Here is a 21,825-nt window from a genome sequence, read left to right on the forward strand (position 1 = left end):
GCATGAAAAGCTATTCTCCATTTTTGAGGAGCGTTTTTTCAAGAGAATTTTGTTTATGTGTATGTTTATCGCTGTTTTTAAACAAATTTTCTACCTTTTCGAGAACAGATCCAAGATCTTTTGGGAGTATTTCCCAAACTTTTTGTCCCAGAGAATCTAAAATAGGCCTTGTTTTAGCATCTTTTAACCAGTTCGCTTGGTGTTCTGGTTTAATCAGGGCATTAATCAGCAACATACCGATGACCATAATCAGTAAACCGCGAAGTGCTCCAAAAATAAAACCAATAGTGCGGTCAAGGATACCAATTCGACTATCAATAATAAAATCGGAGATTTTCATTGTAATAATTGAAGTAATAATGAGAACAACAATAAAAATTGTGACCAATGTTGTGATCAATGCAATCATTTTATTAGAGAGATATTGTTCAAAGAAAGGTAAGACCGGTTTGAATAAAAACAGTGTCGTAACAGCTGCAATTGCCCAAGAAACCAACGATAATACTTCACGTGAAAATCCTCGAAGCATAGCAAGAAAAGCGGACAACAGGATGACTACTACGACAATTCCATCAAGGATTGTTATGATCATTTGTTTGTTCCTTATACCTAAATTTGTGTTCTTTTAAGTCAGTCTACAAATATATTTTTTGTTATGCCATTTTTTTTTCTTATAGCAAGGATCTTTTGTATTTTATAGAGTTTTTTCTATATTATCCTGCCTGTGATGCCGATCATTTTTTACTTGCAGTAAGCGTGGCAACGAGTTCGGGAAGGTCGGAAAAAGTTTTTTGTTGAAAATTAAGCGACTTCATCATTTCGGTTGTTGTCGTAGGGTGAAATGCCCCTTGAAATCCGAGTTTTTTTGCTTCATTGATGCGTTGGGCTGAATGTGCAACAGCGCGTGTCGCTCCTGAAAGACTAACTTCACCAAAATATACATAATCCGTTGGCAAAGGAATATTGGCAAGAGAAGATACCAAAGCAGCGGCTACAGCTAAATCAGCAGCAGGCTCTGATATACGATATCCACCTGCTACATTCAGATAGACATCATGCTGCCCAAAACGAATGCCGCAATGGGCTTCTAAAACGGCAAGAATCATAGAAAGACGATTTCCATCCCATCCGACAACCGCACGTCGTGGTGTTCCAAGAGAAGAGGGAGCAACAAGCGCTTGAATTTCTACCAATATCGGGCGTGTTCCTTCCATGCCGGCGAAAACAGCAGCACCTGGTGCTTTTTCATTGCGTTCCCCTAGAAACAATTCGGATGGATTAATCACTTCGCGTAATCCTTTATCAGACATTTCAAAGACACCAATTTCATCTGTTGGCCCGAAGCGATTTTTTACAGTTCTAAGAATGCGATAATGATGCCCTCCTTCACCCTCAAAATAGAGAACGCCATCAACCATATGTTCAACGACCCGAGGGCCAGCAATTTGTCCATCTTTTGTAACATGACCAACAAGAACAACAGCAGCGCCTGTTTTCTTGGCAAAGCGTATCATAGCTTGAGCACCAATACGGACTTGTGTGACAGTTCCGGGTGCTGAATCTGCTGTATCTGACCATAGGGTTTGAATCGAATCGATAATCACCATATCAAGGTTTTTATGTTCGCTTAAGGTTGCAAGAATATCTTCAACATTGGTTTCAGCAGCAAGTTTCACCTCTGTATTATGAGCTCCAAGCCTTTGTGCGCGCAGACAAATTTGCGCAATAGCCTCTTCACCTGAGACATAGATGACATTATGTCCTTTGCGTGATAAAGCCGCAGCTGTTTGTGTGAGCAATGTTGATTTTCCAATACCGGGGTCACCCCCAACAAGAAGTGCTGATCCACGGACAAAGCCCCCACCGGTAACACGATCAAGTTCAGCAATACCAGAATGAATACGTGGAGCATCTTGGATATCTCCAGAAAGAGATGTAAGGGCGACGATGCGTCCTTTACGCGTATTTTGCTTAGGACCACTTCCTATGCCACCATCTATATTTTCTTCAACAAGAGAATTCCATTCACCACAAGCGCTACATTTCCCTGCCCAACGAGAATGAACGGTTCCACAATTTTGGCAAATAAATTGAACACGGTTGCGTGCCATATCGATTTAACCAATTTGTTCTGGAAGATAATTGCTATCTGCCAGATCACTAAAGCGTGTGAAATCAGATTGAAATGCAAGGGATACGATTCCTGTCGGTCCGTGACGTTGTTTTGCAACAATAACATCAGCTTTTCCCATAATTTTATCCATTTCATCTTGCCATTTTTGATGTTCCAAAGTGCCTAATTTTGGTTCTTCATTTTTGAAATAATATTCTTCGCGATAAACAAAAAGGACAATGTCGGCATCTTGCTCGATAGAACCAGATTCACGTAAATCTGAGAGTTGTGGACGTTTATCTGTTCTGTTTTCGACTTGGCGCGAAAGTTGTGAAAGAGCGATAATAGGAACATTCAATTCTTTCGCTAATGCTTTTAACCCTGTGGTAATTTCTGTAATTTCTTGAACACGATTTTCAGATGAACGCTTTGAGCTACTTGTCATGAGTTGGATATAATCAATAAACAAGACATCCAAGCCATGTTGTCGCTTGAGACGCCGAGCACGGGCAGCCAGTTGCGTAATTGATATTCCCCCAGTTTGATCAATATAAAGGGGGGCTTTTTGGAGCTGGTTCACCGCACGGATGATTTTTGAAAATTGTTCATCTGAAATATTACCACGTCGAATATCAGAAGAAGAGACTTCTGTTTGTTCAGAAATAATACGTGTTGCAAGCTGCTCTGAGGACATTTCAAGTGAGAAGAACCCTACAACGCCGCCCTCATTGTCTTGGATATTACCATTATGATTATAAGCATTGGCAATATTAAAGGCAATGTTGGTTGCTAGTGAAGTTTTACCCATACCAGGGCGTCCCGCAAGGATAATTAAGTCAGATGCTTGTAATCCCCCCATTTTTTCATCAAGCGTTTTAATATGGGTGGCTATCCCTGATAATTGTGAAGAACGTTTTTTCGCAGCACTTGCCATATCGAGTGCTTTTTTTACAGCCTCATTAAAATTTTCAAATCCGCCTCCATATTTCCCTTTTTCTGCGAGCTCAAATAACTGATTTTCAACAGTTTCAATTTGTTGGGTAGGCGTAAGCTCTACAGGAGCATCAAAGGCCGTATTGACAACTTGAGTTCCAAGGTTAATCAAAGAACGACGGATAAAAAGGTCGTAAATAACGCGTCCATAATCTTCAGCGTTAATAATAGTGACTGCTTCTTTGGCTAAGCGAACAACATACTGGTAGACAGTAATATCTCCAATTTTCTCTTCCATTTGGATATAAGGCTTGATCGTAACCGGATCTACAAGTTTTCCTGTTTTAATAAGGTGAGATAAAACAGCATAAATCTTTTGATGCAACGGTTCAAAAAAATGTTCTGGTTTTAGAAAATCCGAAACGCGGTCGAGAGAATCATTGTTGATAAAGATAGCACCAAGTAATGCCTGTTCAGCTTCAATATTATGTGGAAGTTGCCGAAAAGAAGGGGAATCTTCTTTTTTCGAAGAGCTGATATTAACAACACTAGTTTCTTCCATAATATTTTCCCACTAAAATTCCAAGTCTAGCTACTTTAGGCGTTAAATTTAAAATCGTACATTAAAAAAATAGAGCTACAAAGCTTCATTTTAAGTTAAAATCATATAATTTTTAAAAACTCTCTTCTAATTGCTCATTTATCATTCGTGTATTATTAATATAACATCTATTTCGTATGTTCTATTTTTATAATATATGACTTTTAAAGTGGAAGGTTCGACACTCTAAATTGAAGTATTTTGAAATTATGTGATTTTAAAATTCTCATACCAGTGTCAGTGGAATGACTTCTTTGTCATTGAAATCATTGTAGATCACCTGAAGATATAATTAACTTACCGCTCATGCAAAACTCACCCTTAAGGAGAGAGCTTTAAATTATTTTTTCTTTGATGCTGGAGAAATAAAAGCATTTTCTCTTAGTGATATTATCATTTTGGACATGCAATAATCTTTAGATAATATATTTCTAATTCTTCATAAAAATTAGATTCTTTATGTATGATAGCCATAAAATACTCAATTTTAAAGCGTGAGTATTTTATGACCAATATTTTAAATGGAATAAAAGATATAAAACAAAAAGAAAAACGTAGCAATTAAGCTTCTTGATGAGGACTATTTATATCGTTGTCGTTAATTTCTTCTACCAACAATTCTTCCTGATTTTCTTCTAATATTTCTTCTTGAAGATTATATATTTCTTCAGCAGAAGTAAGAGTTTCACCTTCTGCTTGGCGTTGTGCTTCACTGGTGGAACGTGCAACGTTAATAACCACAGAAATTTGAACTTCAGGATGGAGACTAAGAGTAATCGTGTGAAGACCGATCATTTTTATTGGATGATTAAGTTCAATTTGATTTCGCCCAATAGAGAATCCTTCATCTGTTATGATTTCAGCAATATCACGCGTTGACACAGATCCATAAAGTTGTCCTGTTTCACCAGCAGAACGAACAGCAATAAATGATTGACCATCAAGTTTTTCAGCAATTTTTTGTGCTTCGCTTTTGCGCTCAAGATTACGTGCTTCAAGTTGTGCACGTTGAGTCTCAAAATGTTTTTTATTCGCTTCATTTGCGCGTAAAGCTTTACCTTGAGGCAAGAGAAAATTACGTGCATAACCATCTTTCACTGAGACAATATCACCCATCTGACCAAGACGAGGAATGCGCTCAAGTAGAATAATATCCATAGTTTTTCCTTTCGAACAAATAAATTTAGGGAAGTTTTTCATGTGATTGAAAGTTGTATTGAATAGCAGCCCAAATACCCATCAAAAGCATCATGAAAGAAACAGGTGGGAAAAAAACGACAGTTAAAATAGCAATATAAACAAGAGAAAGTATAATAACCCGACCGTTGACCCCTTTTGTAATATTGTGAAGATACGCTAGACCACTAATTGATATGATGACAGTATAAGCAGAGCTAAAGACGCGTGTCCCCAAATTAAGAGAATCGCTCAATTCAGCCATGGATGCGATGGAAACAACAATGAAAATAACAATTCCAGAAATTGGAAGGCGAAGAGTTTTGCTCCAATCATCTCGAGGTCTTTTAAGCCACTTCATATATTGGGCCGTTATTATTGAAAAATAAAGATTACCAATGAGAAAAATCAAACTATAAACTGTCAGAGCGATAGCTGCTAAAGTTGCAGCATGTGCCATTAAAAATTCACTAACATTAAGTATATTAGCTTCTTTTAATGACTGCAATTGTTGTAGAGCCTGTACGATGTTTTCAATGATTTTTTTTGCAATGAGAGGGGTATCAGAACTGGCTTTCACATAGAGTCCAATGAAGGTGACTATAAGAGCAATAAAGTTGGTTAAATGAAAAATAACGGATGACAATGGGTACCATATCAGTGTATTTTCTTTTTGCGCTGGTCGCGCAAGTCCAAGAAGCCAAGAGGCATACACAGCAGGAAGAAAAGATAACAGCATAAACCCAAGAGCAATATAGATATCCGTGGCTATGACAAGAATAACAGTTGCACTTATTAAGGCAACGAAGCTGGCAAAAGTTCCTTGACCGAACGCAACAATAAAAATTGGCAATGAGAGAAAGCAGCCAAGAAGAAAAGAAAAAGAGGGAGCGATATTGGCAACACTGATGATTGCCATTCCTATCACAACAGCAAACAATCCAGCCAAAACACCGGTTAATATCTCATAAGTATGATTTTTTTTCATTTATTGCTGTCCTGCTTTCTGCAGTTAGAGGCATGTCACTACCTCAACTTTTATATTTAAGAGCTTAACATAGGATACAATAAGCCATTTTTCTAAACCATAAAAGAAAAGCAACTGGAGAGTTTCTCCAATTGCTAGAATGTCTTGATCGTTTACTTTATAACGTATGGAAGTAATCCTAAAAAGCGAGCGCGTTTGATAGCGTTAGCTAATTCACGCTGTTTTTTCTGACTAACAGCTGTAATTCGCGACGGAACAATTTTCCCACGTTCAGAAATATAACGTTGTAACAATTTGATATCTTTATAATCAATTTTGGGCGCAGTAGCCCCCGAAAAAGGACATGTTTTACGACGACGATGAAAAGGGCGACGTGAAGAGTTTTGATTCGTGTCAGTCATCATTCTACCCTTTCTATAGCATTTTCACGTTGACGACGTGGGGAGCGAGAGCGCTCCTCATCCTGACCAGCGTGCGCATTGCGATCAAGGTGCGAAAGCATCGCAGATTTTTCTTTTTCGTGTTTTTCTACACGAATGGTCATATAGCGCAAAATATCTTCATTGATTCGCATTTGACGCTCCATTTCAGCAATTGCTGCAGCTGGTGCATCAATATTGACCAAGACATAATAAGCCTTACGGTTTTTACGAATACGATAAGCAAGAGGACGAAGTCCCCAATTTTCTACGCGCCCAACCTTTCCACCGTGCGTTTCAATGACACCTTTGTAAAGGCTCAAAAGTTCATCGACTTGCTGCGGTGCAACGTCTTGTCGGGCAAGGAACATATGTTCATAAAGAGCCATTGTTTTGCCTTTCTTCAATTAAATCTTACCGGTTTTAGCGCAAAGCCTCTGCGACTTGTCTTTTTGGGAAATCCAAAGAAGAAAGGACGCGTTTACGATTTGAGACATCTCAGAGCGGAGACACGGGAAGCCGGAAACATTGTATTTCCTACTGATATTTTACAGCCCTCCGTTCAACCTCCAGCTAAAGTGCCGGCAACGAACACTTCATATCTACAGGTTATCTTTTAAAATAGCAAGTTTATATACATAAAAAAAATAGATTTATTAAATCTTGATATATTTTCAATATACTTCCCTCTTCTACAAAGAGATAGTGCTGTAACATACAGATAAAGGAGAGAAAAATGGATTTTTTAAACCAGATTGATGTTACGCTCTTTAAGATGTTTGTCGGCAATCATCAGTCTTGGTCAATTTTAGTTTTGTTTAGTATTTTTTGTGCAAAGTTTTTAATTTACATTATTCCTCTTCATCTTTGTGTGTTGTGGTTTTGTGGTGGGGAAAGGGAGCGATGTGTTGTGCTAAGCATTTGCATGAGCATTTGTACTGCTCTTTTTATAGGTTATCTCATTTCTCTCATTTATTTTCATCCACGCCCATTCGTTGTAGGGTTGACAACACCACTGATTAAACATCGTGCAACAGCTTCTTTTCCAAGTAATCATGCCTTGACCATTGCATCTTATACAGCGAGCTTTTATTTTTACCGATACAAAGGTACTTTTAAATTTGCTGTGGTATTTTTGTGCATGATTTGTTGGGCCCGCATTTTTGTGGGGGTACATTATCCCTTTGATATTTTAGCAGGCACAATTTTAGGAGGTCTTGTAAGTCTGGGCGTTATTCAGTTTATAGCCCCATATTTTCCTAAGTTTTTATATCAAATTCCACCCTTAAAATATAATTTGAAGAGAGGTATTCGTTCTAAACGAAGCACTTTATCTTGACTTTTTGCAGATGAATAAGGTCAAAAGAAAATAATTTAATTGCACAATTAAGGAGTCGATTAATGGGTGCAGCTTTTATTTTTCCAGGGCAAGGGAGTCAACTTGTTGGGATGGGGAGGGCGCTTACAGAGCAATTTTTTGCGGCGCGAATGGTTTTCGAGGAAGTTGATGATGCTTTGGGTGAGAAATTATCAGAGATCATTTTTGAAGGACCAGCAGATGTTTTAACGTTAACAGCCAATGCACAACCAGCATTAATGGCTGTATCCATGGCTGTCATACGTGTGATGGAACAATTAGGGCTTCGTATAGAAGAAAAGGTAAAGTTTGTTGCTGGTCATTCTTTAGGCGAATATTCGGCTCTTTGTGCTGCTGGTACATTGAGTCTCACAGATACGGCAAGGCTTTTGCGCATTCGTGGCAATGCCATGCAGGCTGCTGTTGCGGTTGGTGAAGGCTCTATGGCGGCACTTATTGGTTTGGAAGAGCACGTTGTGGAAGAAATTTGCAAAATTGTTTCTGGAGAAGGACTATGCCAGATTGCTAATGATAATGGTGGTAGGCAAATTGTTATTTCAGGTGAAGCAAAAGCTGTTGAGACAGCGGTAGAGATTGCATCAACAAAAGGTGCAAAACGTGCACTTCTCCTTCCGGTGTCTGCACCTTTTCATTCGTCTTTAATGCAGCCTGCTGCGGATGCCATGAAGAAAGCACTTTTGACTGTTAACAAAAATGCTCCTATTGTTCCTTTGATTGCCAATGTTTCTGTTGAACCAGAAAGCGATCCTGAGCGTATTGCTACTCTTCTCATTCAACAAGTGACTGGGAGGGTGCGGTGGCGTGAAACAATAGAATGGATCGGTGCTAATGGGGTTGATACGCTTTTTGAAGTTGGTTCTGGAAAAGTATTAACAGGTTTAACGCGCCGTATTAACAAGGATATAAAGGGGGGAACAATTGGAACAGTTGATGAAATAGAATCAGCGCTAGGGATGCTTGGCGTTTAATCTATAAGGAGTTTAAAAAATGTTTAGATTAACAGGACGTAAAGCTCTTGTAACGGGGGCATCAGGAGGAATTGGTGAAGCAATTGCACGTTGTTTTCACGCACAAGGCGCCATTGTGGGACTTCATGGAACACGTGAAGACAAGCTTAAAGAAGTGGCAGCAGAATTAGGACAGAATGTTTTTGTGTTTCCCGCTAATCTTTCTGAACGTCAATCGATTAAACAATTGGCTGAAGTTGCAGAAAAAGAAATGGATGGTGTTGATATTTTGGTCAATAATGCGGGAATCACCAGGGATGGTCTTTTTGTGCGTATGCAAGATAAAGATTGGGATGATGTTTTAGAAGTTAACCTAACAGCTGCTTCTCTTTTGACGCGTGAATTAACACATTCTATGATGCGTCGTCGTTATGGAAGGATTATTAATATTACATCAGTTGTTGGTGTTGTGGGAAATCCTGGACAAACGAATTATTGTGCTGCAAAAGCAGGCTTGATAGGTTTTTCTAAAGCATTGGCACAAGAAATTGCTTCGCGAAACATTACTGTCAATTGTATTGCTCCAGGATTTATTAAATCTGCCATGACAGATAAGCTTAATGAAAAGCAAAAAGAAGCCATTATGGCTGCGATTCCAATGAAGCGTATGGGGAGTGGGCAAGAAATAGCCGCTACTGCTGTTTACCTAGCGAGCGATGAAGCGGCCTATATGACAGGTCAAACGCTCCATATTAATGGTGGCATGGCAATGATTTAAGTATTTTCTTGTATTCCACATTGATTTATAAGCTGTATTATTTTAGATAGTAAGGATTAAAATGAAAAGATGCGCTATTTCTTTAACATGGTCGTTAATCAATTGATGTCAGAATATCAGATTGGTTCATTTTTTAGGGGATATCCACAGGATGTTTTAAATCATTGCTAAAATCTTTTAAAGGAATGCATCTATTGCTTGATTAGATGAGCCGGTATAGTTAACCAAATTATAGGAAAATATAAATTCGAGGATTTCAATATGAGTGATACAGTAGAGCGCGTTAAAAAAATTATTGTGGAACATCTTGGGGTGAATGCTGATAAAGTCGTAGAAAATGCGAGCTTTATCGATGATCTAGGGGCTGATAGCCTTGATACGGTTGAACTTGTTATGGCTTTTGAAGAAGAATTTGGTGTAGAAATCCCAGATGAAGCTGCTGAAACGATTTTCACAGTTGGTGATGCAGTCAAGTTCATTGATAAAGCTTCTGCATAATTACCAAAGGGCAAAGGCATTCATTGCTTTTGCCTGTATTCTTCGGAACTCTTTATGAAAAGAGAGCTTTGAGAGCTGAAGTTTAGTTCAAGGTTAGAAGTTATGAGACGTGTTGTTGTTACTGGTTTAGGATTGGTATCTCCATTGGCTGGTAATATTGAATATAGTTGGAAACGACTTCTTGAAGGGAGAAGTGGTGTTCGGCGTATTACTGAATTTGATGTGTCCGATTTGCCATGCCAGATTGCAGCACGTATCCCCTTAGGGGATGGAACAGAGGGGACCTATAATGCTGATTTGTATATGGAACCTAAAGAACAGCGTAAGGTTGATGCATTTATTGTTTATGCAATGGCAGCTGCTCACCAAGCGCTTGCAGATGCTGAATGGTTTCCTAAGAGTGATGAAGATCAGATTTGTACAGGGGTATTAATTGGTTCGGGGATTGGAGGGATTGAGGGCATTGTTGAGGCTGGTTATACGCTTCGGGATAAAGGTCCACGCCGTGTTTCTCCTTTTTTTATTCCAGGGCGTTTGATTAATCTTGCTTCTGGTTATGTGTCTATTCAGTATGGTTTACGGGGGCCTAATCATTCGGTTGTGACAGCTTGTTCGACAGGGGCTCATGCGATCGGTGATGCGGCACGTTTGATTATGTTCGGTGATGCAGATGTCATGGTGGCAGGGGGAACTGAATCTCCGATAAATCGGATATCTCTTGCGGGCTTTTCTGCTTGTAGAGCTCTTTCTACTTGTCGCAATGATGATCCTGAACGGGCTTCACGTCCTTATGATGCTGATCGTGATGGTTTTGTGATGGGGGAAGGAGCGGCGGTTGTTGTTTTAGAAGAGCTAGAACATGCCAGAAAACGGGGGGCACGTATTTATGCTGAGGTTATTGGCTACGGTTTATCGGGTGACGCTTACCACATTACAGCGCCTTCAGAAAGTGGTGAAGGGGCTCAGCGTAGTATGATGGCTGCTCTTAAGCGTGCACAAGTGAATGTGAGTGAACTTGATTATATTAATGCTCATGGTACATCAACGATGGCTGATTCCATAGAGTTAGCAGCTGTTGAACGTGTTTTAGGAAATTATGCACCACAAGTTTCTATGTCATCAACGAAATCCTCTATCGGGCATTTACTTGGTGCAGCCGGTGCTGCTGAGGCTATTTTTTGTGTTTTAGCTATACGGGATAATATAGCGCCAGCGACGCTTAATCTTGACAATCCATCGATTGAAACGAAAATCGATCTTGTCCCGCATAAACCACGTGAACGAAAGATCGATACGATACTTTCCAATTCTTTTGGATTTGGTGGAACAAATGCATCGTTGGTGATGAGACGTTTTAGGGGATAAGAAGTATTTTTATTTAATTTCTGCTTTTGAATTTTCACCTTTATTATAAGGTTAATGAGAAATTGTAATATTGTCCTTAATCGCTATTGAGGGGTTATGTTCTATGTGGAAAATCATTAAAGGATGTAAGTGATCCCTCTTCGAATTATTAAGCGGATAGTTAGGCATGTTAACACATAAAAAACAAAAGAAATCATCTATCGTCCGTAATCCTTTGGTTATTCTTGGTCATTTTTTTCTCATGCTGATTGTGATTATTCTTTTCGGCATAAGTATTCCTCTTTATATTGGAAAAAGTATTTTTGAAGAAAAGGGAAAAATTGAGGAAGAACAAGTTGTTCTTATCAGTCCTGGTACAGGAATTCGTGAAATTGCTTCATTGTTAGAAAAACGTGGTTTCATTCGATCATCAGATATTTTTGTTTATGGGGTTGGTTATTACAAAAACACCAGCCATCTGAAGGCTGGTGAATATTTAATTCCAGCTCATGCTTCAATGCAGGATATTATGGATATTCTTGTGAAAGGAAAATCCATTGAGTATACATTTACAGTACCAGAAGGTTTAACGGTTCAGCAAGTTTTCGATCGATTAGCGGCAAATGAAATTTTGATTGGGGATCTTCCAAAAGTTTTGCCTCCAGAGGGCTATTTGATGACGGATACTGTTCGCTTTATTCGGGGGACAACGCGTGAAGAAATTATAAACAGATTGTATGAGGGACAGAAAAAATTAATTCATGCGATATGGGCGACGCGTTCACCTGATTTACCCATTAAATCAGTTGATGAATTTGTCATATTGGCCTCAATTGTTGAGAAAGAAACAGGCGTTGCAGCAGAGAGACCAATGGTTGCTGCGGTATTTTATAACCGCCTTGTAAAGCATATGCGTCTTCAATCAGATCCAACGGTAATTTATGGTCTCTTTGAAGGAAAAGGAAAGCCATCAGGTCGTGCAATTTACCGTTCAGATCTTGAGAAGGAAACACCCTATAACACTTATAAAATTAATGGTTTACCCCCAACAGCCATTGCAAATCCAGGTCGTGATTCTTTGAAAGCAGTAGCACATCCACCAAGCAGTGATGCACTTTATTTTGTTGCTGATGGTTCAGGAGGGCATGTTTTCTCTCGAACCTTAGAGGAACATAATATGAATGTTCGCAAGTGGCGAGAATTAAAGGCAAAACATTGATTTATAATGATACTGCGTCTTTTGGCATCGTAAATGAGAGCTCCAAATGTAGTAAGATTTTTCTGCTTAAACTTTTTTGATGAGAATGATGAAAAATTATTTTCTTGTATGTTACAAGTGGGATTAGCGTATATACAAAATATTTAAGAGAGAAATTAATATATTTCTGATAAATTATCTCAATAAAAATGCAGAATAGCATTGAAAACTGCTAAAGAACACAAATTGGTTAGGGAAAAGATTGAGATAATGTATCGTTCAAATTTTGAATAAAAGTTTATGAACAAAGTAGAGTGGTGTAATGATAGTCTTTGAAAGTGAATTGAATACTCTAAAAACAAATCAACGCCGCGGTTTTTTATTTATTCTCTCTTCACCTTCAGGTGCTGGTAAATCAACAATTTCGAGGTTGCTTCTAAAAGATGGACAATTAGAACTTTCTGTCAGTGTGACCACAAGGAAAAAGCGTCCCAGTGAAGTCAATGGACTCCACTATCACTTTATTTCAAAAGAAGAATTTGAATATAAACGTGATAGAGATGAATTTATTGAATGGGCAGAAGTCCATGGGAATTATTATGGCACGTTACGTGAAGCCGTTGAAAATGCATTGAGTGCTGGCCGTGATATGTTATTTGATATTGATTATCAAGGCACCAAGCAGATGCAGAAAAAAATGCCAGGAGATACCGTATCTGTTTTTATTCTTCCCCCCTCAATGAAAGAGCTTGTTTCGCGTTTAAATCGTCGAGCAGAAGATAGCCAAGATATTATCAATTTACGATTGGAAAATGCACGAACGGAGCTAACGCATTGGCGTTCTTATGATTATATTGTGATTAATGAAGATTTAGATCAGTCTTTATCTTTTATTAGGTCAATTTATTTAGCTGAAACCGTAAAACGCGAGAGATGTGCTTTTCTTGAAACTTTTATTGATGAACTTATTTCTGAAAAGATTGATTAATATTTTTATTGTTTTGGAAAAGTTGTGCTTTTTAGGTTATCAAATTCGCTAAAGTTACAAATTCGGAAATAGAGAGCGTTTCAGCACGGCGCGTTCCATCAATTCCAGCTTTTTCTAAAATGATTTCACCTCCAAGTGTTTTGAGATTTTGACGAAGCATTTTTCGTCTTTGTCCAAAAGCGGTTTTTGTGATGAGGCTTAGTTTTTGCGCAGAGCAGACAAGAGGTTGAGCGCGTGGAATGATATGCACAACGGAAGAAGTGACTTTAGGCGCTGGTATGAAGGCTTGAGGAGGCACATCAAAAGCAATTTTAGCTATGGTACGCCAGCCAGTTAAGACACTAAGACGTCCATAATGAGAAGATTGAGGTTTAGCCGTAATTCGTTTGGCAACTTCACGTTGAAACATCAATGTCATTGATTCATAAAAAGGGGGCCATGGTTCCACTAATAGCCAATTTAATAAGAGTTGGGTTCCAATATTATAAGGAAGATTGGCAATAATGCGTGGTTTTTCTGGGCTTGATCCAAAGAGTTTTGAGAAATCTTGTTTCAGTGCATCATTACAAATAAGTTTTAATTGGTTCGGATAGTGCTTTTCTATTTCTAAGAGAGCCGGTATGCAGCGCTCATCGCGCTCGATTGCTGTTACAATAGCGCCCTTTGCGAGCAAGGCACGTGTAAGCCCTCCAGGACCAGGACCAATTTCAAGAACAGGTTTTCCTTCTATAGTGCCTGCTTGATGAGCAATTTTAGATGTTAAATTCAGATCAAAAAGGAAATTTTGCCCCAAAGATTTATGAGCTTGTAACCCATATGTATCAATGACCTCACGCAGAGGAGGGAGATTATCTATTGGCATGGCATCGAATTATTTTTTGCAAGTTGATTTGCAAGTTTAAGAGCCGCAATAAAGCTTTCAGGAGAAGCGATGCCTTTATCAGCAATATCAAAAGCAGTTCCGTGATCTGGAGACGTACGAATGAAAGGTAGACCTAACGTGACATTAACGGTGGTATCAAAATCTAATGTTTTAATAGGGATAAGAGCTTGATCATGATACATGCAAAGAGCAACATCATATGTTTTTCTTGCGCATTCGTGGAACATTGTATCGGCAGGAAGCGGACCAATAATATTGAGTCCTTTCTTTTTAAGATATTCAACAGCAGGAGTGATAATCTCGATATCTTCTTTTCCCATTGTGCCTTCTTCTCCAGCGTGAGGATTAAGACCAGCGACAGCTAGCCGAGGTGACGTTATTTTAAATCGTGTTTTTAAGTCACATTCAGTAATGAAGGCCGTTTGAATGATTAAATGACGGCTCAGTTTTGAAGGAACATCTTTGAATGGAATATGAACAGTCATTGGTACCGTTTTTAATCGAGGTCCCGCTAACATCATAACTGGATGATAACATTTATGAAAAGCTTTATGGGCCAAATCGGCTAAAAATTCTGTATGACCTGGAAATTGAAAACCAACATCATAAAGATTCTTTTTTGCAATAGGACAAGTGACAAGTGCACATGCATGTCCATTTTGAATTAATTGAACACTGCGCTCAATAGCCTCAATGATTCCAGCAGCATTGTTTGGAGAAGGAAAACCTAATTGATCACTTTGTTTGTTTTTTAACGGTATGATAGGAAGAGCGTTTTGAAAATTTTTGACAGGATTGGTGGTTAAAACAGATTCCACCTCAACATCCATCTGTAAAAAACGAGCGCGCGAACAAATAACATCTGGATCGGCGATAAGAACAAAAGCCGGAACTTGGCGGGTAACGCGCAAACTCCACGCTTTTAGAGCTATTTCAGGACCAATTCCGGCAGGATCACCACCACTAACAACAAGAGCAATCATTATTGAATACGTGCTACACGCCGCAGTTCTTCTAAATATTTTTCGCTTAATTCTTCAAGTTTTTTTGGATCTCTTTTTTTATTATCTTGAAGAGAAAATATCAGCCGAGCGACATAATCATCGGAAATCCTTTTTATTTTGCAAACAGCAATGGCTTCGATTCCATCAGATGTCTCTTGCAATTTTGTCATTTTTCCAGCAGGTGTCGCAAGAATAGCTTGTTCCCATGCACTGGGAAGTTGAGGTTCTAGAAACTTTCCTAAGGGGCGGATCGTAACATCTAAAATACCTCTTGCTTGATTGTGAGCATTTGCACATCCACGGAAATGTGCGCGGAAATTGCTTGCTTCTCTTTGACGTCTTTCCAAGATTTCTGAACGACGATGAGCAGGAATAACAAAAACAATGCGCTGTAATGTATATTCGTTGGTTGAAGGTTTAACACCACCATTTTTTAATATTCTGCGCACAGCTTCTTGTTCGCTAACCATACCCGTTTGAGCTTGATAGCGTGCGCTAACAAGACGCCCCCATCCTATTTGTCCACGGATGTAATCTTTAAAATGTTGCACAGTAATATCATTTTGGATCAGAATCTGATTGAGCTGGTCAACCGTCATATTATTTTGCGTTGCAAAGTTCTCAAAAGCTCTATTAACTTCATCATTACTTACCTCAATATTACGGCGTTTTATTTCAATATTTTTTAGCTCTTCGTCGATAAGCTCTTTTTTAGCTTGTGCCGCCAAACTGCCCTGCTTTTGTTGCAATCTGAGAAATGCAACGCGCCTTTGTATATCATAATTTGTGATAGGATTGCCATTAACTGTAACAACAATAGCAGTTTGAGCAAAGGCTGAGGAAATCAAAAATTCATTTATGAGCAGGCTGCTTACGCCCAAAGACGCAATACAAAATAAAGCAAGAAGACGCTTTTTCAATTTATTCATGTAAATAGGCTTTCGCATTGTTTATTAATTCTCATCAATAACTTAAACTATACGCTTTTTTTCATAAAAACAATAATAAGTTAAATCACTTATACATTCTCTTTATAAATTTGAATCTATCTTTTTTCCGATATCTGCGATTGTACGCAATGAAAGAGAGAAATTAAAGTTTTGCAAGGGCGTTTTTCTCCCCGGATTCATGACCTGTTGATAACCGAATGTGAGCCCGAAACATTCATCTGCATAATTCAAGCTAATTCCTCGTTTTATAAATGTACCGGATACGAGATCATAACCGGCATTACTATTAACAGACCAATAGTCTGCCAGTTTTAAGCCCGTTTGAAAAGAAATTTCTTGCCGCTCTTGTGGATATTCATAATTCGGTTGGCTTGCGATATAAGCATATTGTACAGAGGCCCAAAAAAGATTCCATTTTTGTGATACTTCAATTTCACTACGGCGGATTTTTCCTGTTTTTTTGTCAAAGCGTCCACGTGTTTCCAAGGAAAAGCCGCTTTTATGGGTTGCACCAAACATAGCAACATAGTCTGAACGTTTTGCCTCTAAGCTAGAATGAATACCGACATTAACAAAGTCTTTTTCTGCAAAAGAATTCTTTCCTGCTAGATGAAAGGACTGTCCAATAAGACCATACAGGGACCAAGTTTCATTAAAGCTTCCAGAATATCTTAGACCTATATTGGCTCTTGTCCCACCTTCTACACGATCATAACCAGAAAATTTATCTCGTTGAAAGAGAGTGGTTGCATCAAAGATAAAGCTTTGAGCGTCTTCATTAGGAAGTTGTCCGATATATTTTTCGTTATTGCGTATAAAAATTTGTGCGGTTGGTTCTATAATATGTGTAGAATGAGCAGCTGTAATAAGGAAGGGATAGCGTGCTTCCAACCCTGCTGTTGCCATACTACGAATTGTTGAGCTACGCATTGCGGATAAGGCATTGTTTTCTACAGAAGCAGCGTGATTTTCGTGTACATTTGTTGTAAGGATATCGGCCCGTAGAGAAAGAAGGGGGGTTAAGATGAGTCCATTGTGCGTGTTAAAACGTTTTTTCCACTGAAGCTCATTTGTCAAACGCAAACTATTTCCAGCCATACCAGAAAGTCTTACAGTGTTGAGAGGATTTTCGTTCCAGTCGGGTGAACTGAAGTCGGCATGACGACGATAAATTGATTGTATATTGCTATGGAAGGTAAGCTCTCCATTATAAATGGGCTCATCTGGTGTAAAAGAATAATCGATACGTGGTAGAACCCATGCTTGCTGAGAGTGACGTTCATAATGAGGATCATTCGATACGGAGTCTTGAATTTTAAAATGATAAAAACGCATGTCAAAATAGTTTTTTCCTGCAAGACCATTTAGATAGATCTGAGAAAGTTGTGTAGGATTGCTATAGTTTTCCAGCTTGTATGCACGGCTAAAATGTCGATCGGATTGTGTAAAAATATCCCATCCATAAGTCCAGTGTGAATTAAGACGAAAGTCCCCCTTTGTCGCTAGCATATAACGGTTTTTATGCTGTGCATCAATCGTATCATTGTCAAATCTATGTGGTTTCATTTGATATATATGAGCAAAACGAATGTTATAACTGCCCATTTTTAAACGTTGACGCCATTCCCCTTCAGTTAAAAGCCCTTGTTGAGTATAAACCGTAGAAGAAAGCGTAAAATCGTAATTGGGGGCAAGATTCCAGAAATAAGAATTCTTTACTCCCATACCAAGATAATCAGTATAGAAAAAATGAGGTGTAAGCAGACCGCTCGCACGCCTGACAGTTGGATCGTAGAGCTCAAAATTGGGAAATTTTATAATCGGTACACCAAAAACTTCAAAACTGCTATTTTCAAACCGAATTTTTTTAACGCTATTATTCCATATGATCTTCCTGGCTTTAATTTTCCACAGGACTTCTTTATCTGGTTTATAAGAGCAAGGTTCACAAGCTGTATAGCTTGCATTTTCAAAGATTGTTATTTGATTATTTTTACGCGTAGCATTTTGAGCGGCAAAGTGCACATTATTAGCTGTATCAATACGTAAGGCGTTGACAAAACCCTCGCCAAGATCTTTGGTCATATCAATTTGATTGGAATAAATCTTATTACCATCTTTTTGAGTAATTTCAACGTTTCCTTGTGCTATAAGTCGTCCTGTTTTTTGATTGTAAATAATTTTCTGAGCGACAACTTTATTGCCGTCATATTCAACTTGAACATTACCTTGTGCAGAAACAGTGTTTTCATCACGATTGTAAATGAGTTCATCCGCAGAGAGCAAAAGAGGACGTTCCGGATTTTGAATGCGACTTTGAGCAGGAGACATAAGGTTTTGAGCGTTTGCGCAATAAGGCAATGCTCCCCCTAAGATAACCGCTATAACACTTTTAAAAGTGAGAGCACTTAATTTTGTTAAAATGATTTTCTTACGTGTTAATGCTTTCACTTAGCCATCCTCTTTATGAAGTAAAAAAGAGATTCCCAAGAATAATGCAATAACAACAGGTGTCCAAGCGGCAATAATTGGTGGAATATATCCAGCATTACCAAAAGCCTGAACAAGTACGGAAATAACATAAAGCATAAACCCAGCGATTACGCCACCAAGAATCAACGTTCTAGATTGTCCAAAACGTGTAAAATTTAAAGATACAGTTGCTGCAATGAGAGTCATTGCCACAAGCAATGCCGGTAAGGCAATCAAAGATTGTAAATACATATCAAAATTATGAGCAGAATAGCCAAATGAACGTGCGATCATGATCTTTTTGGGTAATTGGTAAAATGGAATAGTTGCGGGATTCACTAAACGTTCCGTTAAAAATTCAGGCTTTAGATTGGTTTTTATTTTCAACACGGTAAATTTTTCAGGAGGATGTCCTATTTTATAGATTGTTCCATTTGTTAAGAACCAAGCGCCATGGGTCAAGGTTGCTTTTGGGGTGTTAATCCAATTTTTGACGGTTGCGTCGTCTTTGTATTGTACAAAGGTTGCATCGAGAAGAGAAAATCCTTGATCGGTGATAAATTTAGCACCAATGGTTGTTCTGCCTAAATCTGTACGCTGTGTTAACCAGTGGATACGCGTATTATGAAGAGATGTTAGCACATTATTATTGCGCCATTCAGTCATCATTTTTTCTGCTTGAGAAAATCCCCATGCAGCGAGTGGATTGATAAGAAGAATTGAAAATAATCCCAAAAGAAAAGCGCCCAAACAAGCTGGCATAAGAAATTGCCATGCAGAAACACCGATGGAGCGAGTCACGACAAGTTCAAGTTTTTTGTTAAGCGAGATAAGCGTTGTCATGGCAGAAAAGAGTGCAATAAAAGGGATAAGTTGTTGCATAATAAAAGGGATGCGTAAAACAGAGAGGAGAAATGCATCTTTTGCGGTATAATGCGGAAGGGAGGGCAGCCTACCGGAGTTTTCTGTAAAATCAATTAAAAGAGCAAGAACAAAAATACTCCCCCAAAAATAACAAGTTATTTTAAGATAACGTATAAAAAAATAGCGTCCAAGTGTCCACCCAATCATGATATTTCATCCAGAGAATCTTGAGATTTTCGATGTTCAAATTTGTTCACTACTTTTTGAAAAGTGATTTGCAGTATCTCATGAAATTTTGCGGGGAGTCCAATTTTATGATTCGTTAAAAGCATAAAAAAGACAAATAGACTTGTTCCTATGGGCGTAATATAGAGAAGGGGAACATATGCAAGATCGTTTTTTGCTTTTTCGGCGAAAAAATAACCTATCCAATAGACCAGAAAAGAAAGGGCAATCGCCGAAAAATTTGCGCAGTAGCGTGCTTGTCGATGGGAGCCTACATTTCCCGCCGCTGCTAATGCAATAAGTGAAAAAACGATTGGATAAAGCCATTGGGTTAGTCGTCGGTGAAACTCAGCTTTATATTGGAGTGGTTTTCGTTGATAGTAGGGATCTTTTGGGTCAGGGTTTTGTAAATAAGAAAGAGACCGATCTTTTGGATAAAGAGTAGGTGTTTTATCGCTGGGAATAAATTCCCCTAGGCTAAAGGTGTATGCGCTAAATTGAACGATTGAAACGCTATTATTTTCATGATTGACTCTTTCTATTTCACCGTTATTGAGGATTAAAAAACGACCATTTTTATTGCTTACAATGGAGGCTTTTGTTGCGTAATAAAAAAGATCAGTTTTAGGGTCACGCTGGTCGGCAATGAAAAGACGTTCAAGTGTTCCGTTTGGATTCCGTTCGCCAATTTCTATGTAAAGGTTATTGGCGAGTTTTTGAAAGCTTCCTTCACTAATGAATAGATTAATAAGATCAAAGTGAGCACTGGCTAACATTTGTCGCATATGAAGACGCGCTTGAGGAACAACAAAATTAGCTATAGAAAAGGAGATACATGATGCAACAATAGCAAGAAGAAGCACTGGTTTCCAAACAGTACTCTTAGGAAAACCAGAGGCATTGATGACAGCAAGTTCGGATTCTTGATTCATTGCTGAAAGGGTGGTTGTAACTGCGATCACTAATGCAAATGGAATGACAAGAAAAATAACAGAAGGAACCAATGAGAGTGAAAATTGCAAGACTGTGAGGAGTGTTTGTTTACTTGTTGTGAGAAAATTTATCCGTGCAAGAATTTGCACTGTCCAACTAACGCCCACTGCTGCAATCAAAACAGAACTAAATAGAAAAAAGACACGTTTCAGGATGTAAAACTCAATAATACGCATAAATTGGGGAACACCCTTAGTCTTTAATTCGATAGCAAATATTTTTACTGCTTTTAGTTAAAATGTAATAAAATTCAAAAAACATCCTTCCCTGAATTGGACATTTTTAGCAAATAGATAGTATAAAATCTCTCGTTAAATCCCCTTTAATTTTTCACATATTATATTTTATTTTTAACGATAGTCTACAAAGAATCTACAAAATAATTTAAAAAACTTTTTTATTAACGCTGAAAATAAATTTTTTTTATCTTTTAAAGAGTCTTTTAAAACCACGGGCAAAAAGATAATGCATCTCAATCGAAAAAGAGGTTTATATCTTGAACCGTTTCCTTTTATAGGAGGAATATAGAATTTTCTCTAAAAAAGATGTTAGCTTTTTTATAATGAGTGATGAGGGCTTAAGAGATTGGATATTTTATTCTATCATTTGACGCAGTCAACGCTGAAAGATATTTTGCCAACGCTTGTGGAGCGTGCATTGGCTCGTTTTGGTAAGGTAACAATACAATGCGTGAGTAAAGAACAACGCGATTCTATCGATATGCATTTATGGGTTTATGCTGATGAATCATTTATTGGACATGGAACGGAGTGTGATCAATATGCAAATCTTCAGCCTGTATTTCTGACGATAGGACAAGAAAATCCGAATGATTCAAAGATTCGTTTTCTCATAGAGGGAGCTGTTTGTTCGGATATTAATGTTTATCAACGGCTTGTCGTGCTCTTTGATGGTAGAAATGATGAGCAGTTGAATTTTGCTCGGGCACAGTGGAAAAAATATAAAATGGAAAATCATAATTTAACCTATTGGCAACAAACTGAAGATCGTTGTTGGGAAAAACAAGTTTAATGCACCTCGTATCTTTTGTTATGGTTTTGATAGGATTGGCG

20 protein-coding genes and 1 pseudogene are annotated in these 21,825 nt (G+C 38.2%); 8 read left to right on the forward strand and 13 right to left on the reverse strand.

The features are described 5' to 3' along the window. Nucleotides 1-10 precede the first annotated feature (10 nt). From BTR_RS03825 to rpsF, 7 genes are all read right to left on the reverse strand, one after another. Nucleotides 11-592, reverse strand: a complete 582-nt coding sequence (locus BTR_RS03825; protein WP_012231331.1) for a CvpA family protein — start codon at nucleotides 590-592, stop codon at nucleotides 11-13. 142 nt (nucleotides 593-734) lie between these two features. Further along, nucleotides 735-2,111, reverse strand: a complete 1,377-nt coding sequence (radA, locus tag BTR_RS03830; protein WP_012231332.1) for a DNA repair protein RadA — start codon at nucleotides 2,109-2,111, stop codon at nucleotides 735-737. 6 nt (nucleotides 2,112-2,117) lie between these two features. Next, nucleotides 2,118-3,608 carry a replicative DNA helicase gene (locus BTR_RS03835; RefSeq protein ID WP_012231333.1) on the reverse strand — a complete coding sequence of 497 codons (1,491 nt, stop codon included), beginning with the start codon at nucleotides 3,606-3,608 and terminating at the stop codon, nucleotides 2,118-2,120. Between the two features lie 600 nt (nucleotides 3,609-4,208). Then, entirely contained in the window at nucleotides 4,209-4,805 is a 597-nt protein-coding gene (gene rplI, locus BTR_RS03840) for a 50S ribosomal protein L9 (RefSeq protein WP_012231334.1), read from the reverse strand. Nucleotides 4,806-4,830: 25 nt separating this feature from the next. After that, a complete protein-coding gene (locus BTR_RS03845) occupies nucleotides 4,831-5,811 on the reverse strand; it encodes a hypothetical protein (RefSeq protein ID WP_012231335.1) in 981 nt (326 codons plus the stop codon). 152 nt (nucleotides 5,812-5,963) lie between these two features. Then, nucleotides 5,964-6,212 (reverse strand): 30S ribosomal protein S18, encoded by a 249-nt coding sequence (gene rpsR / locus BTR_RS03850; protein WP_012231336.1) that lies wholly within the window; start codon nucleotides 6,210-6,212, stop codon nucleotides 5,964-5,966. After that, entirely contained in the window at nucleotides 6,212-6,619 is a 408-nt protein-coding gene (gene rpsF / locus BTR_RS03855) for a 30S ribosomal protein S6 (protein ID WP_012231337.1), read from the reverse strand. The genes rpsR and rpsF overlap by 1 nt, the downstream gene beginning before the upstream one ends. Before the next feature lie 347 nt (nucleotides 6,620-6,966). Here rpsF and BTR_RS03860 point away from each other — a divergent pair, with 347 nt between their 5' ends. The 7 genes and pseudogenes from BTR_RS03860 (at nucleotide 6,967) to gmk (ending at nucleotide 13,361) form a co-directional block, all read left to right on the forward strand. After that, the gene (locus BTR_RS03860; protein WP_012231338.1) at nucleotides 6,967-7,569 is read left to right on the forward strand and encodes an undecaprenyl-diphosphatase; all 603 of its coding nucleotides are present in this window, start codon (nucleotides 6,967-6,969) and stop codon (nucleotides 7,567-7,569) included. Nucleotides 7,570-7,631: 62 nt separating this feature from the next. Next, on the forward strand, nucleotides 7,632-8,576 hold the full coding sequence (gene fabD / locus BTR_RS03865) for an ACP S-malonyltransferase (protein WP_012231339.1): 945 nt from the start codon (nucleotides 7,632-7,634) through the stop codon (nucleotides 8,574-8,576). Between the two features lie 19 nt (nucleotides 8,577-8,595). After that, nucleotides 8,596-9,333, forward strand: coding sequence for a 3-oxoacyl-[acyl-carrier-protein] reductase (fabG, locus tag BTR_RS03870; protein ID WP_012231340.1), 738 nt, complete (start codon nucleotides 8,596-8,598; stop codon nucleotides 9,331-9,333). 261 nt (nucleotides 9,334-9,594) lie between these two features. Beyond that, a complete protein-coding gene (locus BTR_RS03875) occupies nucleotides 9,595-9,831 on the forward strand; it encodes an acyl carrier protein (protein WP_004860281.1) in 237 nt (78 codons plus the stop codon). 102 nt (nucleotides 9,832-9,933) lie between these two features. After that, entirely contained in the window at nucleotides 9,934-11,196 is a 1,263-nt protein-coding gene (gene fabF / locus BTR_RS03880; RefSeq protein ID WP_012231343.1) for a beta-ketoacyl-ACP synthase II, read from the forward strand. Between the two features lie 86 nt (nucleotides 11,197-11,282). Beyond that, a pseudogene (mltG, locus tag BTR_RS03885) lies at nucleotides 11,283-12,394 on the forward strand (endolytic transglycosylase MltG). Between the two features lie 301 nt (nucleotides 12,395-12,695). Next, nucleotides 12,696-13,361 carry a guanylate kinase gene (gene gmk / locus BTR_RS03890; protein WP_012231345.1) on the forward strand — a complete coding sequence of 222 codons (666 nt, stop codon included), beginning with the start codon at nucleotides 12,696-12,698 and terminating at the stop codon, nucleotides 13,359-13,361. Between the two features lie 31 nt (nucleotides 13,362-13,392). Here gmk and rsmA read toward each other — a convergent pair whose 3' ends face one another. The 6 genes from rsmA to lptF form a co-directional block, all read right to left on the reverse strand. Then, the gene (gene rsmA, locus BTR_RS03895; protein ID WP_012231346.1) at nucleotides 13,393-14,223 is read right to left on the reverse strand and encodes a 16S rRNA (adenine(1518)-N(6)/adenine(1519)-N(6))-dimethyltransferase RsmA; all 831 of its coding nucleotides are present in this window, start codon (nucleotides 14,221-14,223) and stop codon (nucleotides 13,393-13,395) included. Further along, entirely contained in the window at nucleotides 14,214-15,227 is a 1,014-nt protein-coding gene (gene pdxA, locus BTR_RS03900; RefSeq protein ID WP_012231347.1) for a 4-hydroxythreonine-4-phosphate dehydrogenase PdxA, read from the reverse strand. Before pdxA ends, rsmA begins: the two co-directional genes overlap by 10 nt. Next, nucleotides 15,227-16,177, reverse strand: coding sequence for a SurA N-terminal domain-containing protein (locus BTR_RS03905; protein WP_038473436.1), 951 nt, complete (start codon nucleotides 16,175-16,177; stop codon nucleotides 15,227-15,229). The genes pdxA and BTR_RS03905 overlap by 1 nt, the downstream gene beginning before the upstream one ends. Nucleotides 16,178-16,279: 102 nt before the next feature. Beyond that, entirely contained in the window at nucleotides 16,280-18,649 is a 2,370-nt protein-coding gene (locus tag BTR_RS03910; RefSeq protein ID WP_012231355.1) for an LPS-assembly protein LptD, read from the reverse strand. Then, nucleotides 18,650-19,741, reverse strand: a complete 1,092-nt coding sequence (gene lptG, locus BTR_RS03915; RefSeq protein WP_012231356.1) for an LPS export ABC transporter permease LptG — start codon at nucleotides 19,739-19,741, stop codon at nucleotides 18,650-18,652. Further along, entirely contained in the window at nucleotides 19,738-20,928 is a 1,191-nt protein-coding gene (lptF, locus tag BTR_RS03920) for an LPS export ABC transporter permease LptF (protein WP_012231357.1), read from the reverse strand. Before lptF ends, lptG begins: the two co-directional genes overlap by 4 nt. 409 nt (nucleotides 20,929-21,337) lie before the next feature. Here lptF and BTR_RS03925 point away from each other — a divergent pair, with 409 nt between their 5' ends. Beyond that, nucleotides 21,338-21,784 carry a DNA polymerase III subunit chi gene (locus tag BTR_RS03925; protein WP_012231358.1) on the forward strand — a complete coding sequence of 149 codons (447 nt, stop codon included), beginning with the start codon at nucleotides 21,338-21,340 and terminating at the stop codon, nucleotides 21,782-21,784. Nucleotides 21,785-21,825: the final 41 nt, after the last annotated feature.

Origin of the sequence: Bartonella tribocorum CIP 105476, assembly GCF_000196435.1 — a bacterium.
In the GTDB taxonomy this organism is placed as follows: Bacteria; Pseudomonadota; Alphaproteobacteria; order Rhizobiales; family Rhizobiaceae; genus Bartonella; species Bartonella tribocorum.

Coding starts and splice junctions, on each gene's coding strand:
- BTR_RS03825 (WP_012231331.1), bottom strand. CDS start 592: ATGATCATAACAATCCTTGATGGAATTGTCGTAGTAGTCATCCTGTTG.
- radA (WP_012231332.1), bottom strand. CDS start 2,111: ATGGCACGCAACCGTGTTCAATTTATTTGCCAAAATTGTGGAACCGTT.
- BTR_RS03835 (WP_012231333.1), bottom strand. CDS start 3,608: ATGGAAGAAACTAGTGTTGTTAATATCAGCTCTTCGAAAAAAGAAGAT.
- rplI (WP_012231334.1), bottom strand. CDS start 4,805: ATGGATATTATTCTACTTGAGCGCATTCCTCGTCTTGGTCAGATGGGT.
- BTR_RS03845 (WP_012231335.1), bottom strand. CDS start 5,811: ATGAAAAAAAATCATACTTATGAGATATTAACCGGTGTTTTGGCTGGA.
- rpsR (WP_012231336.1), bottom strand. CDS start 6,212: ATGACTGACACGAATCAAAACTCTTCACGTCGCCCTTTTCATCGTCGT.
- rpsF (WP_012231337.1), bottom strand. CDS start 6,619: ATGGCTCTTTATGAACATATGTTCCTTGCCCGACAAGACGTTGCACCG.
- BTR_RS03860 (WP_012231338.1), top strand. CDS start 6,967: ATGGATTTTTTAAACCAGATTGATGTTACGCTCTTTAAGATGTTTGTC.
- fabD (WP_012231339.1), top strand. CDS start 7,632: ATGGGTGCAGCTTTTATTTTTCCAGGGCAAGGGAGTCAACTTGTTGGG.
- fabG (WP_012231340.1), top strand. CDS start 8,596: ATGTTTAGATTAACAGGACGTAAAGCTCTTGTAACGGGGGCATCAGGA.
- BTR_RS03875 (WP_004860281.1), top strand. CDS start 9,595: ATGAGTGATACAGTAGAGCGCGTTAAAAAAATTATTGTGGAACATCTT.
- fabF (WP_012231343.1), top strand. CDS start 9,934: ATGAGACGTGTTGTTGTTACTGGTTTAGGATTGGTATCTCCATTGGCT.
- gmk (WP_012231345.1), top strand. CDS start 12,696: ATGATAGTCTTTGAAAGTGAATTGAATACTCTAAAAACAAATCAACGC.
- rsmA (WP_012231346.1), bottom strand. CDS start 14,223: ATGCCAATAGATAATCTCCCTCCTCTGCGTGAGGTCATTGATACATAT.
- pdxA (WP_012231347.1), bottom strand. CDS start 15,227: ATGATTGCTCTTGTTGTTAGTGGTGGTGATCCTGCCGGAATTGGTCCT.
- BTR_RS03905 (WP_038473436.1), bottom strand. CDS start 16,177: ATGAATAAATTGAAAAAGCGTCTTCTTGCTTTATTTTGTATTGCGTCT.
- lptG (WP_012231356.1), bottom strand. CDS start 19,741: ATGATTGGGTGGACACTTGGACGCTATTTTTTTATACGTTATCTTAAA.
- lptF (WP_012231357.1), bottom strand. CDS start 20,928: ATGCGTATTATTGAGTTTTACATCCTGAAACGTGTCTTTTTTCTATTT.